Raw genomic sequence first — 14,842 nt, forward strand, 5'->3', positions numbered from 1 at the left:
TGCTGCGCTGCGACTTGGCAGCGTGTAGCTAATATAGCAATATGATTTGGCCGCGCACGCTGCAATGCAGCGAAGAATCAAGACCCGTCTGTAGCGTCTGCGGCCACTTCCCTTCCATAGTGTTGCTATCCATGGCACACGCATTTCAACAAGGACCCGGCGCAATGGCCGTTCTGCAAGGTGTCTTCCCGATCCTTCCCAGCATCTTCGACGCGCACGGCGCGCTCGATGAGGCCGGGACCGAAGCCGTGTTCGAGTACATCCTGGCCGCCGGCGCGGCCGGGGTGGTGTTTCCGGGCCTGGCCAGCGAATACGACATGCTCACGCTGGATGAGCGCCTGCACCTGACGGCCTGCATCGGCCGCTGGAACCGCGGCCGCGTGCCGTTCATCGTCGGCGCCAGCGCGCGCACGCTGGAGGACGCGGTGCGGCTGGCCCAGGCCGGCGGCCAGGCCGGGGCGAGCGCGGCGATGGTGCTGACCCCGCACGCGCTGGCCGGTGATGCCGAGGGCATGGCTGCGTTCTTCAGCCGCTTGGCCAGCGAGTCGGGCGTGGCGGTCATGCTGCAGAACGCTCCGGCGCCGATGGGCGTTGGGCTGGGCGTGGAAGAGGTCGTGGCGCTGACCGCGCGCGTCCCGGCCATTGAATATGTCAAGGAAGAAACGATGCCTTCGGGGCACCGCATCACCGCGCTGTCCGAGCGCGCCGGCAGCAGCGTGCGCGCGGTGTTCGGCGGTGCCGGCGCCCGCTACGTGCTGGACGAACTCACGCGCGGGGCGGTCGGCACGATGCCGGCCTGCGAAATCACCGAGGTGCATGTGGCGATGCTGGCAGCCTGGGCGACGGGCGACCAGGAGCGTGCACGCACACTGTTCGAGCGCACCCTGCCGCTGCTGAGCATGCAGGCGGTGTTCCGCTGGCGGCTCACCAAGGCCATCCTGCTGCGCCGCGGCCTGATCGGCAGCGACCATGTGCGCGCGCCCGGTCCGGCGCTGGACCGGTTCGATGCGCGCGAACTGGATATCCTGCTGGATCGCATCAGCGACCTGCTGCCGTTGGATACCGTCCCCGGGCAGGCACGGAGAAGCCACGCGTGAGCCAGGTCACACAGGTTGAAACGTTCATCCTCACCGTTCCGCGCACCACGCCCTACCTGGGGCCGCTGGGGCCGGGCGAACGGGTCAACGCGCGCGGCTACCTGGTGCGCAAAGGCAACGGCACGCTCTACCCCACCGTGGACCGCTCGGTGCTGGTGCGCGTCACCACCGCCGATGGTGCGGTGGGCTGGGGCGAAACCTATGGCATCTGCGCACCGCGCGCGACCTGCGAGATCATCAACGACCTGCTTGCGCCGGAACTGATCGGGCGCGAGCCGGAAGACGTGGAGCAGATCTGGGACGACCTGTACGGCCTGATGCGCGTGCGTGGCTGCGGCAGCGGGTTCCACACCGATGCACTGGCGGCGCTGGACATCGCCCTGTGGGACCTGCGCGCGCGTGCGGCCGGACAGCCGCTGTGGGCGCTGCTGGGTGAGCGGCGGCGCGACACCATTGCAGGCTATGTATCGGGATTGCCGGCGGCAACCGTCGCGGAGAAGGTGGCGATGGCGCGCGCGTTTGCGGCGCAGGGCCACGATGCCTTCAAGGTGCATGCCGTGGTCAGCCATGACGGCATCGTCGAAGAAATGCAGGCGCTGCGCAGCGAGCTGGGCGATGCGGTGCACCTGATGGTGGACCTGCACTGGAAGTTCGATCACGCGCAGGCATTAGCGCTGGCAGAGCAACTGCTGCCGGCGCAGCTGACCTTCATCGAAGCACCGCTCAAGCCCGAGGATGTTGCGGGGCTGATCGCGCTGGGTGGCGACAGCCCCATTCCCATGGCGGCCGGCGAAGAGTGGCCCACCGACCATGTCGCACGGTTGCGATTGGCCGGTGGAACGCTCGCCTATGTGCAGCCAGAGATGGGCCACACCGGGATCACCCAGTTCCTGCGCATCGCACGCTTGGCGGCAGCGCACGGGGTGCAGGTCGCGCCGCACGCCACCATTGGCGGCGGCATCTTCATGGCCGCCAGCCTGCATGCATCAGCGGTCATCGAGGGTCTGTGGCGCCACGAGTGGCAGCACTCGATCTTCTCGCGCTCGGTGGAGATGCTCGACACCGATATGGCGTACCAGCGCGAGGGCTACACACTTCCCTCCGGTCACGGCCTGGGTGCACAGCCCAATGCGCGTTTCTGGGAACACGCAGAATTCGTGCCTTGAGCGCGGGGCTGGACAATCTCCGGCCCCACGCGTCGCAGAGATGAGCGCGGTAGGGTCGCATCCCAATCGACCGCCGATGGATTATGCAACGTCCGATGATGGCATGACCTCCGTCGAAGCCGGCTTCGGCCGAGGTCATGCGTTCGTCGTGCCGATGACCAGTGTCGGCAGTCGTTCGGGAACCGACCCTACCCTCGGGCCGCCGCCACCGCCTCGGCGTCCGGGCCAACCAGCGTCATTCGCGAACGCTTGGCTTTTCTCAACGCGATCCAGGCCAGTAGTACCGCGATCGGGTGCAGGAACGCCATCAGCACGAAGGCGCGGTCGAAGTTGCCGTCGGCGACCAGGTGGCCCACCACCTGCGCCGAGACCATGCCGCCGAGTGCACTGCCGCAGCCCACCAGCCCCGCCACCGAGGCGATGTAGCGCGACGGGAACAGGTCCACCGTCATCGCGGTGAGGTTGATCTGGTAGGTCAGGTGCGCGAAGGTCACCGCGCACGCCAGCGCGAGCAGCAGCGGAATCGGCGGATGCAGCGCCACCAGCATGCCGATCGGTGCCAGGCACGCTGCACCGATCATGGTGGTCAGGCGGGCCCGCACCGGGCTCATGCCGCGCTTGACCAGCCGCCCTGAAATCAGGCCACCGCCCACGCTGCCGATATCCGCAGCAACGTAGACGATCCACGCCAGCGAGGCGATCGCGGCCAGGCTCATGCCGCGCGCATCGCCCAGGTATTTGGGGAACCAGAACAGGTAGAAGTACCAGACCGGGTCGGCCACCGCGCGCGAGGCGACCAGCGCCCACACCGTGCGGTCGCGCGCCAGCCGGCCCCAGACCCCTTTCATCGACACCGCCGGTGCGGGTGCCGCGGGCGTGTCCAGCGCCGGCGTGGCGACCGCCTCGGCCGTTGCGGCCGCAGTCACCGCCGTGGCTGTCTGACGCGCCGGACGGGGGTAGACCAGGTACCACGCAATCATCCACAGCAGCCCGGCCACGCCGGTGATCCAGAACGCGCTGCGCCAGCCGTAGGTCAATGCAATGCCACCGATCAACGGCGGCGCCAGCGTCGCGCCGATCATCGCGCCGGCGGTGTACAGGCCGAGCGCCAAGCCACGCTGCGGCGCCGGAAACTGCTCGGACACCACCTTGGTGCCCACGGTGTAGTTGCCCGGCTCACCCAGCCCCAGCGCGAAACGCGCCGCGCCCAGCTCGAACGCGCTGCGCACGAAGCCGGTGGCGATGTTGGCCAACGACCACCAGCCCACGAACAGCAGCAGCGCCACGCGCGCGCCCAGCCAGTCGGTAACCCGCCCGGCCATCACGTAGGCCGCTGCGTAGGCGAACAGGAACACCTGCACCACACGGGCATATTCCAGGTCGCTCATGTCCAGGTCGGCCTGGATGGTGGTCGCCAGGATCGACAGCGCCTGCCGGTCCAGGTAATTGATCACCGTGGAAAAGAACAGCAGGGCCAGCAGCACCCACTTGGTGTTCCTGCCGCCGGTCACGCGCCCGCACGCTTGGACATCGCCGATGCCTCCCCTTCGGAAGGCTGCAACGTATTGCTATTGTAGCAACATGTCAAACCGCACTGCGGCAAAGCCCTCAGCCGATCTCGGCGGCCGCCGCGCGCAGTGCCGCCACCAGTTCTTCGGTGGCCGATTCGGGGATCCAGCCGGACATCGCGATGCCGGCATGCACCGGATCGCCCATTGCGATGGCCACGATGTGGTGGTCGCGTTCGTCGGCCACGTGCACGCGGGCGTGCCCCTGCCGCCTTGTCTGTTCCAGGGTGGCCAGCAGCTGCTCGATCCCCTCCGGGAACATCGGGATGGGGCGGTCGGCGTACAGCTCGCGCACTTCCTCGTCTGACAGCTGGGCCAGCAGCGCGATGCCGATGCCGCTGGTGGTCGCCGGCAGCAGGCCGATGCGGCCCAGGCCCCGCGCCGCCTCGATTCCCGGGGGCGCATGGAACAGGTAGCTGACGCTGTCGTTCCACAGCACGCCCAGCGCCACGGTATGACCAAAGCGGCGCAGGTGCTCGAGCACGGGCAGCGCGCGGCGGATCAGCCCGGAGGCGAACAGGCTCTGCGCGGCCAGCACGTGCATGCCCGGGCCGGCGGTGTATTTGCGGTCGGCGGTCTGCCGCGCAATGCCCAGGTAGGCCAGCGTCTTGAGCAGGCGGTTGACCCGGGTCGGGTTGGCATCCAGCTGCCGGGCCAGTTCGCGGCAGCCCACCGGCTCGGGCGAGGACGCCAGCGCCTGAAGTGTCGCAATCCCGTCGATCAGGCTCTGGTTGGGCTGGGCATTGGGCTTGGTTCGCATCGGCATAGCGTACTTTGCCGCTACCGGTAATGCCACCAATAGCAACACCGGCAGCGGGCCTGCCTTCCGCTAGAAGTCGAAACGCAGCCCGATGTTGCCCTCGATCACCTTGCGCTCCTTCTGCCGGCTGCTTTCCAGGTCGCGGGTGTAGTCGGCGACCGCGAACGCGCTGACGTTGGCATTGAAGCGCGCCACCACGCCGAACCCGACCTCCAGCGCGCGTGAATCCTGCCGGTTGATGATGGGGTTGGTATCGAAGTCGATGCGGTCTTCCCCATCGAGCGTCTGCCAGTAGTTGAGCTTGAAGTACGGTTGCCAGCCGTTGCCGGCGATCTCGTAGTCCGCAGCCAGGCGTACGCCGGCGCGCCCGGTCCAGGCGTTGTCGGCGTTGAAGCGAAGCTGCGCGATGCGGTCGGCGGCATCGTCCACCGAGGTGCGCTGCCAGATCACCTGCAGTTGCGGCTCCAGCCACCAGGCCGACTGGCCGAAGCGCAACAAAGGCTTGCCCACTTCCACCGATGCGGTGGTGCCATCGCCGTCCACGTCGATGCCGATGCCGCGTGCGGAGGTCGCCTCGCCGTCGTAGCGGCTCTGCATCACCACCACGTCGAGGTAGCCGCCGGCGCTGCCGGCACGTGTCCAGTACAGGCCCACGTGCTTGTCGTCCAGGCGGGTGCGCCCCACCGCGACATTTTCCCAGCCGATCGCAAAGCCGTTGACGTTGCCCTGCGCGCGGGTACGGCCGACGAACACGCCGAACTGGTCGCGGTGCGCATCGCCTGCGTTCGCATACAGGTCCAGACCTGCCTGTACCCCCTGGATGTCGCCATCGAATCCGGGCTGGGCATCGCCCTCCCAGTACTGCTCGTGGCTCTGCCCGACCAGGCGCGCCCATGCGGCCCGCACGCCGCCCTGGCCGGCGAGGATGCGCTGCTCACCCTGGCGCTCGTGGAAGGTACCCAGGCTGGCCAGGCTGGTTTCGCGCAGCAGGGGCGGCACCACCGAGTAGAGGCCGGTTTCCAGCCGGTACAACGGCACGATGGCCTCTTCCGATGGACGCGCGTCAGGCGTGGGCGGCTCCGCCAACGGCCCGGGAACGGCGGCCACTTCGGTCGGCACCGGCGGCGGCACGTCGTCCTGCGGCGGCGCGGCTGGCGGTGGTGGGGCCGGCTCCGGCGGCGGCGCGGGCTCGGCGGCGACCGGGTCCGGGTTTTCCGGGACGTCCGGTGAGGGGGGCGGCGGCAGCGCAGGCGGCGGCGTCCCCAACGCCTCCGGCGGCGGTGGCTCAGGTGTCACCGAGCCCAGACCGATGGGCGGTGGGGCCGGCGCGGCGACCACACCGTTGACTACGGTCGAACGCAGATACCAGTTCTCGCTGCTCCCTGCGCTGACGCCACCCTTGAACAGGAAATACTCGTACGCACCGGCGGCAACCGGTGCATACAGCGCGAACGCGCCCGGGCTGGTGCTGGCACCGTTGATCGCCTGCACCACGAGGATGCCGTCGGCCACGGTTTCGGCACCGGCACCGCCCGCGTTGAGGATGCCCACCCCCGTGGTCCCGCTGGCCACGCCATTGGAGATCACCAGCCGGTCCGATGCGGCGGCGTCGGCACCCAGCACGGTGTCCAGGTACAGCGCACCGCCATTGCCGGTGTAATTGCCGGCGATGGTGAACGCATCGCCGGCGCCGCCACCGCCGTTGGTCAGGTCGATGCGGCCGGCATTGGTGACGTTGACCGGCAGTGCTGCGTTGAAGGCGACAATGCTGGCGTTGACGCCCCCGCCGAACAGCGTGCTGGTCGCGTCCACGTCGAGCGCGCCGGTACCGCTTCCGGTATCGCCCAGGCGCAGGTCGCCGTCGAAGGTCAGCTGGCTGTCATTGGCCAGCGTCATCGATTCCCAGCCGGTGAAGCGGGCCACGCCATCGGTCTTGACGTTGTCCATGTTGAGCGTGTCAGTGCCCAGGCCGCCGTCAAAGCCCGGCAGCGCGCCAAGGTAAGAGACGTTGAGGTCGGCCAGCGTGGCGGTGTCGTTGCCTTCCCCGAAATCGACCAGGCCGTGCACCACGCCGCCACCACGCCAGTCGAAGCGGTCGTCGCCAAAGCTGAGGCGGATCTCGCCGCGCACGGTGCCGCCGGTGATGGTGACCGAATCATTGCCGCCGCTGACGCTGATGTTGCCGCCGATGTATCCATCGGAGAGCACGATCGTGTCGTTGCCGAAGCCGGTAACCAGGTTGCCGTCGATGGTGCCACCGGACATCAGGAAGGTGTTGTCTTCCAGCTTCATGTTGACCCGGCCGATGCGGCCGCCGGTCATTTCGCCGTAATCGCCATCATCGAACGCGCCGACGATGCGCCCGTCGGTCATGCGGAAACGGTCAAGGCCATCGCCCTGCAGCAGTGCGCCGATGCTGCCGCCGGTCATCAGGAAGGTATCGATGCCCGAGCCCTGCTGCACGGTGCCGGACACGGTGCCGCCCGAGACCTCCAGGCTGTCCGCGTCGGCGCCCTGGTCGATGCTGCCGACGGTGCCGCCACTGAGGGTGATGGCATCGTTGCCCGCGCCCTGCAGGACGCTGCTGCTGATGCTGCCGCCAAGCATGTCCAGGCGGTCGGCGCCGGCGCCAAAGATGATGCCGGCGGTGCTGCCGCTGATGACGCCGCGGTTCACCACCGTGGTCGCCGCGTTGGTGAGGATTCCCACGCCACTGGCGCTGGTGATGCTGCCACTGTTGTCGATGCGGTGACCGCTGCCGCCGTCCAGCGCGATCGCAGCACCACTGGCGATGCCGAGCTGGGCGCCGGCCTGCACGTTGACGGTGACATTGCTCGAGCCCGGCACGCTGGCAATGGGCGTGGTCTGCGGACTCGGTGCCGCTGCCGTGCAGGTAACGGTCTGTCCGGTCGTGGGTGAGGTGCTGTCGCACCCGGCCCAGGCCGGCGCGGTGGTGGTGGCGAGGAGGAGGCCGCCGCAGGCCACGCGCAGGCTGCGCGCGATGCCTGCCGCCAGACGGGAACGTGGCGGAGTCGCATTCATGGGACGCATTGACCGTTCCTTTTCCAAAGAAGGGAATTACGGTTTGCCGATGCGTCCCCCGTAACCTTACGCAGGCCGGCGAAGGTACTTTTACTGTCCGGATGTGAGGCGGAGGTAAAATTTGGGCGGTTTCTGGATATTCACCGAAACGGCCCGCGCATTCATATTTTCAGGTACACCCTGCGGCGGTCCAGCACCCACGCGACGACCCACCAGAACAGCACGAACCCCACGGCACAAAGGAGCGACGCCAACGCGGGCATGCCCGGCAGCGCGCGGGCCAGCGCCGTGTAGTACGCGGCCCATGCGCCGCTGGCGATCAGCACCAGCGCCATCACCGACGAACCCAGGTAGGCCGCAATCGCGTTGACCCCGAATCGGCGGCCCAGTGCCGGCCAGTGCCAGCGGTCGACCAGCAGGTGGGCCAGCAGCAGCGCGACGATCGACAGGCCGCCGGTCCACAGCACGTAGCTGGGCGTCCACAGGTTCTTGTTGAAGGGCAGCACCGGCGCCAGCAGCAGGCCGCCGCCGAGCAGCACCAGCCCCAGGCCGCCCAGCGCCCCCACGTTGCCGGCTCGCAGCCAGCGGCCGGCGATCAGGCCCAGAAGCGTGGTGGCGAGAGCGCCGGCCGTGCTGAGCAGGCCTTCAGGGTCGTGGCCCAGCCGGGTCACCGCGTCGTACTTGTAGAGGAACGGGGCAAACAGGGCAGTGTCCACCCGGCTGACCGGGTTCAGCCACGGCGCCAGCGTATCGGCGCCCAGCAGCAACGCCGCGTAGCCCAGCAGCAGGCCGGCCAGCACTGCCCACTGCGTGCGCGCGCGGGTGTGGATCGCCAGCAGGCCGACCACCGCCACGCACACGGCAATGCGCTGCAGCACGCCCCACAGCCGGTACGCCGGCAGCTCGAACAGCCACCATGCCAGCACGTGCAGCAGCGCACCGGCGAGCAGGATGCGCAGCGCACGCTGCAGCAGCGTGCGGGCCAGCGCCGGCCGCAACGTGGGATCCGCCGCGCGCGGTGCGAGGCTGTAGGCCAGCGACACCCCGGCAATGAACAGGAACAGCGGGAAAATCAGATCCGTGGGGGTAAAGCCGTGCCAGTCCGCATGCAGCAGCGGTGCGAACACATGGCTCCAGTCGCCGGGGTTGTTGACCAGCAGCATCGCAGCCACGGTCAGCCCGCGCAGGGCATCGATCGAGCCCATGCGCGAAGAGGAAGGCGTGCTCATGCGTCCTCGCGCTCGCCGGCGATCCAGGTCGCGCGCACCTGCAGCGCGTCGTCGAGCAGCACCAGGTCGGCCTGGTAGCCCTCGGCGATCTCGCCGAGGCGATCATCCACGTTGAGGAACTGCGCCGGGTAGCGCGAGGCCATCCGCGCGGCCTCCTCCAGCGACAGGTCCAGCAGGTTCACTGCATTGCGCACGGCGGTGGCCATGTCCAGCGCCGAACCGGCCAGCGAACCGGCGGCATTGCGCACCACGCCATCCACGGCGGTGATCACTTCGCCATAGAGTTCGTAGCTGGGGCTGTCGGCACCCACCGGCGGCATCGCATCGGTGACCAGCATGACCTTGCCCTGGGGCTTGGTTGCCAGCGCCACGCGCAGGCTGGCCGGGTGTACGTGCACGCCGTCGGCGATGATGCCCACCCAGCTGCCGCGATCTTCCAGCGCCGCACCGACCGCACCGGGCTCACGCCCGGTCAGTGGCGACATCGCGTTGTACAGGTGGGTGAAGCCGCGGATGCCCGCCTCCAGCCCCGCGCGTGCTTCCTCATATGTTGCAGCGGTGTGCCCGGCGGCGACGATCACCCCGCGTTCGACCAGCGCGCGGATGCTGTCCAGCGGCACCCGTTCCGGGGCCAGGGTGAGCAGGGTCACGCCGTTCTCGAGCGAGGCCGCCATCGCGATCTCATCGGCATCGGGCACGCGGAACTTGTTCGCATCATGGGTGCCCTTGCGGGCCGGCGCGATGTACGGGCCTTCCAGGTGGATGCCGATCACCCCGGGCACGCCATCGGCAATCGCCTGGCGGGTCGCGTCGATCGCCGTGCGCATCACCTGCACGTCGTCGCTGATCAGCGTCGGCAGCAGCGCGGTGGTGCCAAACCTGCGGTGCGCGGCGGCCAGCGTGCGCAGGCTCTCCACGTCGGGCGTGTTGTTGAACAGCACGCCACCACCGCCGTTGACCTGCGCATCAATGAACCCGGGCAGCAGCCAGCCACCGCCCAGATCCACCTGCTCGGCCGCACTGCCCAGCTGCGGGGCGGCATCGGACACCAGCGCAGTAATGCGTCCGGCCTCGATCACCAGCGCGAGATCATCACGGAAGCCGTCGGCGGTGAGGATGCGGGCGTTGCGCAGGACGGTCTTCATCAGACGGTCTCCGTGACCTTGTTCAGATGCGGCGGCAGGTCCGGGTTGTGACCGCGGCGCAGCGCCAGTGCGTTGATGGCCTTGTAGAACGCCTGCACGGTGAGCAGCGGCGCGCAGGCCGGATGCGGCGCCTGCGGCAGCGGCAGGTCGCCATCCGGGGCAGCCAGCCAGACCTGCGCGTCGCGCGCGGCGAACTCGGCGGCCACCGCGCGGGTGCCTGCACCGGTTTCATCCGGCTGGGCGAAGGCCAGCACCGGGAAGCCCGGGCCCACCAACGCCATCGGCCCGTGCTTGACCTCGGCCGAGCTGTAGGCTTCGGCGTGCAGGCCGCAGGTTTCCTTGAATTTCAGCGCCGCCTCCTGCGCCGCGCCCAGGCCCAGGCCACGGCCGACCACGAACAGGTTGTGCGCCGGCACCAGGCCGTCGGTCAGTGCGGACCAGTCGCTGTTCCAGGCCTGGCGCAGTGCGTCGGGCAAGGTGCGCAGCGAGGCGATCAGCCCGGCATCCTGGCTCCAGTACGCCACCAGCTGCAGGATCGCCGACAGCGAGGCGAGGTAGCTTTTGGTGGCTGCCACGCTGCGTTCGGCGCCCGCGCCCAGTGGAATCACGGTTTCGGCCAGCTGCGCCAGCGGCGAATCTTCCACGTTGACCAGTGCCACCACGCGCGCACCGGCCGCGCGCGCGGCCTCGGCGTTGCGCAGCAGGTCCGGGCTCTTGCCCGACTGCGAAATGACGATGTACAGCGCGCCGCGTAGCTGCAGCGGGGATTCGTACACCGACCCCACCGACGGCGAGGCCGAGGCCGTCACCAGGCCCAGCTTGGTTTCCAGCAGGTACTTGGCGTACGTGGCGGCGTGGTCGGAACTGCCGCGTGCGCAGGTCACCACGAACGGCGGCGGCGCCGCGCGCAGGGTCGCGGCCAGCGTCTGCACCGTCGCTTCGTTGCGCGCGAACTGCGCGGCGATCACGTCGGCCGCTTCGGCGGCTTCGCGGAACATCAGGGTGTCGTGCGGGGCTGGCAGGGACATGCGGGACTCAGGTGGTTTCAGGGGTGGGGGGCCGCGTGCCGACCGGCCGCATCGGCGCGGTCGAACCGCGCACGACCAGCTGCGGTACGAAGCCCTGGTTCTGCAGCTGCAGCGGCGCATCGTCATACGCATCGCTGCGCAACTGCGCGATCAGCAGGCGCGCGGCATGCCGCGCGATGTCTTCGGTGGCCTGCTTGGCGGTGGTCAGCGGCGGCCACGACTGGCGCGAGAACGGGCTGTCCTCGAAGCCGGCGATGGACAGGTCGTAGGGCACGTTCATGCCGGCCGACTTGGCTGCGGCGAGCACGCCGGCAGCGATTTCATCGTTGGAACCGAAGATCGCGGTGGGCGGCTCGCGCAGCGCCAGCAGGCGGCGCGCGCCCCGGAAACCGTCGTCGAAGGTGTAGTCGCCCTGCACCACCAGGTGCTTGTCCACGGTCATGCCGTAGTCGCGCAGCGCGGCTTCGTAACCGGCATGGCGTTCGCCGCTGGAACGGTGCGAGGAGCCACCCCAGAGGAAACCAATGCGCTGGTGGCCGAGCTGGATGAGGTGTTCGGTGATTTCGTAGGCGGCCTCGCGGTCGTCCACGAACACGCACGCGCCATCCTGCGGGTCGGCGGTGGCGGCGATGATGCGGACCAGCTTGATGCCGCGCGCGGTCAGCGCGGCGACCAGGTCACGGCGTTCAGACATCGGCGCGGTCAGCACCAGCCCGGCCAGCCGCGAACGCTGCACCCAGTCGGCAAGCTCTTCGGCCAGCATCGGCGAACTGGAATCGCAGGGGTGGATCTGCAGCCCGAAGCCGGTCTCGCGGCACGCGGCCAGCACGCCGTTCTGCACACCGATGATGTGGTAAGGGTTGGGGTTGTCGTAGACCAGCCCGATCACCAGCGTGGTGCCGGTGCGCAGGTTGCGTGCGGCGGGATCGGGCTCGTAATCGAGTTCGGCGATGGCGCGCAGCACGCGCGCGCGCGTGGCCTGCATGACCGACGGTTCGTTGTTGATGACCCGCGAAACGGTCTTCAACGACACCTTGGCCCGTTCGGCGACATCCTTGATGGTCGCTCTACGCATGCTCTTTTCCTGGCTCACCGGTTGGGCGTCCATGATCGCCGATCACTGCCCGTCGCGGGGCAGCCCGACCCGGTGGCCGCGCAGGGAGTAGAACAGGATGTACAGGTAGCACGGCACCATCAGGCCCGCGAACACCCACTGGAAGTCGAAATGCTGCTTCAGCACGGCGAACGCCTGCGGGATGATCGCGCCACCGGCGATGGCCATCACCAGCAGCGCCGAGCCGGTTTCGGTGAAGCGGCCCAGGCCCCGGATCGCCAGCGGGAAGATCGCCGGCCACATCATGGCGTTGGCAAAGCCCAGCGCGGCCACGAAGCCCACCGACACATAGCCATGGGTGAACAGCGCACCGATGCAGAACAGCACGCCCAGGCTGGCCGAGATGCTCAGGTAACGCTGCTGCGAGACCAGGTGCGGGATCAGCGCGAGGCCGGCCAGGTAGCCCACCAGCATGGCGAACAGGGTGATGGAGGTGAACAGCTTGGTCTGGTCCAGTGGCAGGCCGAACCCGTGCCCGTAGGTGCCGATGGCATCACCGGCCATCACTTCCACGCCCACGTACACGAACAGGCACAGCACGCCCAGCCACAGGTGCGGGAACTGGAAGATGCTGCTGCGTTCGGCCAGGCCGGGCGCGCGCGCCGGGGTGGCGTTGGCTTCGGCGGTCTTGATTTCCGGCAGCGGCGAGAACAGCACGCCCACCGCCAGCACCACCAGCAGGCCGGCCATGGCCATGTACGGCATCTGGATCTTGGCCGCGAAGGTATCCAGCAGCGCGTTGCGGGTCACCGGGTCGGCGCTGGCCACCTGCTCGGACAGGTCACCGATGCCGTGCAGCACCAGGGTACCGATCAGGAACGGGGCGATCATGCCGGCGATCTTGTTGCAGATGCCCATCAGCGCGATGCGGCGCGCGGCGGTTTCGATCGGGCCCAGGATGCTGATGTACGGGTTCACCGCCGTCTGCAGCAGGGCCAGGCCGCTGCCGATGATGAACAGGCCGCTGAGCGCACCGGGATACCAGCGCTGCTGCGCGAAGTGCGCGAACACCACCGCACCGGCGGCCATCACCAGCAGGCTCAGGCTCAGGCCCTTCTTCATGCCGGTGCGCTTGAGGATCCAGGAGGCCGGCAGCGCCAGGAAGAAGTAGGACAGGTAGAACACCATCAGCACCAGGAAGGCGCCGACCTCGTCCAGTTCAAAGGCCAGTTTGACGAAGGTGATCAGCGGGCCATTGAGCCAGGTGAAGAAACCGATCAGGAAGAACAGCACGCCGATGATGAGGATCGAAGTGGCCACGCTCGAACGCGCGGTAGCAGCAGGCACGGCAGACATCTGGAGGGCTCCTGCATCGACGGCACGCGGGCGGCGTCGGAAGAGTGGCTGGGAACAACGTTGTCACATTTATTCGATGGGCCACCCGGCTTTGTCAACAATTGGTTTCCGCGCAGATCGGGGAAAACCGCATGCTGCAGCTGCACAGAAACCCCGCAACGCCCCGCTGCGCCTTCACACAGCCCCTGATTGCAACGGCTTTACGAAATCTTGACGGGAGTGGACTGAAAACGTTTTCTTGTGACGCAGGTCGCTGCGCCGCAGCATCGAAAGTGTGAGGTTGTCGTTGACATCGTTGTCAGAACGATTACAGACTCCGCTCAATCGCCGGGGTCCAGACCTGGCCGTACGTATCCCAAGGGAGCCCGTGTGACCGCAGCCGCCCACGCCGTATCGGCCAACGCCCCCCTCTCGATGCCGCCGTTCCTGGCGGCCGACGTGGGCGGCACGCATGTCCGCGTGGCCCGTGTACAGGCCAGCCCGGACCCGGCCCATCCGGTCCAGCTGCTCGAATACCGCAAGTTCCGCAACGCCGACTACGCCGGCCTGAGCGCGATCCTGCAGGCCTTCATCGCCGACGGCGAGCGCCCCGCGCACTGCGTGGTGGCCACCGCCGGGTATGCCCGCGAAGACGGCACGGTGATCACCGCCAACGTGCCGTGGCCGCTGTCGGCGCGCCAGATCGAGGCCGACCTCGGCCTGGAAACGGTGTACATCGTCAATGACTTCGAAGCCGTGGCCTACGCCGCCGCGCAGGTCGATGCCAGCGGCGTGCTGCAGCTGACCGGCCCGGCCACCGCCCCGCGCGGTCCGACCCTGGTGGTTGGCCCGGGCACCGGATTGGGTGCGGCGCTGTGGATCCCGACCGCGCATGGCGCGGTGGTGCTGGCCACCGAAGCCGGCCAGCCGACGCTGGCGGTGAGCACCGAGCTGGAAATGGCGATCGTGCGGCAGATGCAGCGCGACCTCGCCCACGTTTCGGTCGAACATGCGCTGTCCGGCCCGGGCCTGATGAACCTCTACCGCGCCCTGTGCGCGATCGAAGGCCAGCCGGCCGTGCTGGCCACGCCCGATGCGATCACCGCCGCGGCCGTGGGCAACCAGGACGCACTGGCCCGCCAGAGCCTGGACGTGTTCTGCGGCCTGCTCGGCAGCACCATCGGTGACATGGCGCTGCAGTACGGCGCCCACGGTGGCGTGTACCTGGCTGGCGGCATCCTGCCGCAGATCCGCGAATACCTGTTGAACAGCACCTTCGTGTCCCGGTACCTCAACAAGGGTCCGATGCGCGAGGCGCTGGAACGCATACCCGTGAAGGTGGTCGAGCACGGGCAGCTGGGCGTCATCGGCGCCGCCAGCTGGTACCTCGGCCGCACGGACGCTTGATCGCACGCATC

11 protein-coding genes are annotated in these 14,842 nt (G+C 68.5%); 3 read left to right on the forward strand and 8 right to left on the reverse strand.

The window, feature by feature from the left end; all coding sequences use genetic code 11:
• Positions 1–164: 164 nt before the first annotated feature.
• On the forward strand, positions 165–1,097 hold the full coding sequence (locus tag BAY15_RS16180; protein WP_068854018.1) for a dihydrodipicolinate synthase family protein: 933 nt from the start codon (positions 165–167) through the stop codon (positions 1,095–1,097).
• On the forward strand, positions 1,094–2,263 hold the full coding sequence (locus BAY15_RS16185) for a mandelate racemase/muconate lactonizing enzyme family protein (RefSeq protein WP_068854019.1): 1,170 nt from the start codon (positions 1,094–1,096) through the stop codon (positions 2,261–2,263). Before BAY15_RS16180 ends, BAY15_RS16185 begins: the two co-directional genes overlap by 4 nt.
• Before the next feature lie 188 nt (positions 2,264–2,451).
• Here the strand turns inward: BAY15_RS16185 and BAY15_RS16190 are convergent, their stop codons facing one another.
• The 8 genes from BAY15_RS16190 to BAY15_RS16225 form a co-directional block, all read right to left on the reverse strand.
• Positions 2,452–3,774, reverse strand: a complete 1,323-nt coding sequence (locus BAY15_RS16190) for an MFS transporter (protein ID WP_068854020.1) — start codon at positions 3,772–3,774, stop codon at positions 2,452–2,454.
• A gap of 97 nt (positions 3,775–3,871) precedes the next feature.
• Positions 3,872–4,591, reverse strand: a complete 720-nt coding sequence (locus BAY15_RS16195) for an IclR family transcriptional regulator (RefSeq protein WP_068854803.1) — start codon at positions 4,589–4,591, stop codon at positions 3,872–3,874.
• A 69-nt stretch (positions 4,592–4,660) separates the two neighbouring features.
• Positions 4,661–7,642 (reverse strand): autotransporter domain-containing protein, encoded by a 2,982-nt coding sequence (locus BAY15_RS16200; protein ID WP_237334279.1) that lies wholly within the window; start codon positions 7,640–7,642, stop codon positions 4,661–4,663.
• Positions 7,643–7,794: 152 nt separating this feature from the next.
• On the reverse strand, positions 7,795–8,862 hold the full coding sequence (locus BAY15_RS16205; RefSeq protein ID WP_068854022.1) for an acyltransferase family protein: 1,068 nt from the start codon (positions 8,860–8,862) through the stop codon (positions 7,795–7,797).
• Positions 8,859–10,007 (reverse strand): N-acetylglucosamine-6-phosphate deacetylase, encoded by a 1,149-nt coding sequence (gene nagA, locus BAY15_RS16210; RefSeq protein ID WP_068854023.1) that lies wholly within the window; start codon positions 10,005–10,007, stop codon positions 8,859–8,861. Before nagA ends, BAY15_RS16205 begins: the two co-directional genes overlap by 4 nt.
• On the reverse strand, positions 10,007–11,035 hold the full coding sequence (locus tag BAY15_RS16215; protein ID WP_068854024.1) for an SIS domain-containing protein: 1,029 nt from the start codon (positions 11,033–11,035) through the stop codon (positions 10,007–10,009). Before BAY15_RS16215 ends, nagA begins: the two co-directional genes overlap by 1 nt.
• Positions 11,036–11,042: 7 nt before the next feature.
• Entirely contained in the window at positions 11,043–12,110 is a 1,068-nt protein-coding gene (locus tag BAY15_RS16220; RefSeq protein WP_068854805.1) for a LacI family DNA-binding transcriptional regulator, read from the reverse strand.
• Between the two features lie 42 nt (positions 12,111–12,152).
• A complete protein-coding gene (locus tag BAY15_RS16225) occupies positions 12,153–13,445 on the reverse strand; it encodes a sugar MFS transporter (protein ID WP_068854025.1) in 1,293 nt (430 codons plus the stop codon).
• A 414-nt stretch (positions 13,446–13,859) separates the two neighbouring features.
• Between BAY15_RS16225 and BAY15_RS16230 the strand changes: the two genes are divergently transcribed.
• A complete protein-coding gene (locus BAY15_RS16230; RefSeq protein ID WP_068854807.1) occupies positions 13,860–14,831 on the forward strand; it encodes a glucokinase family protein in 972 nt (323 codons plus the stop codon).
• Positions 14,832–14,842: the final 11 nt, after the last annotated feature.

The sequence above is a fragment of the Stenotrophomonas rhizophila genome (assembly GCF_001704155.1).
Taxonomy (GTDB): domain Bacteria; phylum Pseudomonadota; class Gammaproteobacteria; order Xanthomonadales; family Xanthomonadaceae; genus Stenotrophomonas; species Stenotrophomonas rhizophila_A.

What these genes read in the sequence shown, in the direction of transcription:
- BAY15_RS16205 (WP_068854022.1), bottom strand. Translation starts at nt 8,862, where the DNA reads ATGAGCACGCCTTCCTCTTCGCGCATGGGCTCGATCGATGCCCTGCGC.
- BAY15_RS16215 (WP_068854024.1), bottom strand. Translation starts at nt 11,035, where the DNA reads ATGTCCCTGCCAGCCCCGCACGACACCCTGATGTTCCGCGAAGCCGCC.
- BAY15_RS16200 (WP_237334279.1), bottom strand. Translation starts at nt 7,642, where the DNA reads ATGCGTCCCATGAATGCGACTCCGCCACGTTCCCGTCTGGCGGCAGGC.
- BAY15_RS16195 (WP_068854803.1), bottom strand. Translation starts at nt 4,591, where the DNA reads ATGCGAACCAAGCCCAATGCCCAGCCCAACCAGAGCCTGATCGACGGG.
- nagA (WP_068854023.1), bottom strand. Translation starts at nt 10,007, where the DNA reads ATGAAGACCGTCCTGCGCAACGCCCGCATCCTCACCGCCGACGGCTTC.
- BAY15_RS16180 (WP_068854018.1), top strand. Translation starts at nt 165, where the DNA reads ATGGCCGTTCTGCAAGGTGTCTTCCCGATCCTTCCCAGCATCTTCGAC.
- BAY15_RS16225 (WP_068854025.1), bottom strand. Translation starts at nt 13,445, where the DNA reads ATGTCTGCCGTGCCTGCTGCTACCGCGCGTTCGAGCGTGGCCACTTCG.
- BAY15_RS16230 (WP_068854807.1), top strand. Translation starts at nt 13,860, where the DNA reads ATGCCGCCGTTCCTGGCGGCCGACGTGGGCGGCACGCATGTCCGCGTG.
- BAY15_RS16220 (WP_068854805.1), bottom strand. Translation starts at nt 12,110, where the DNA reads ATGCGTAGAGCGACCATCAAGGATGTCGCCGAACGGGCCAAGGTGTCG.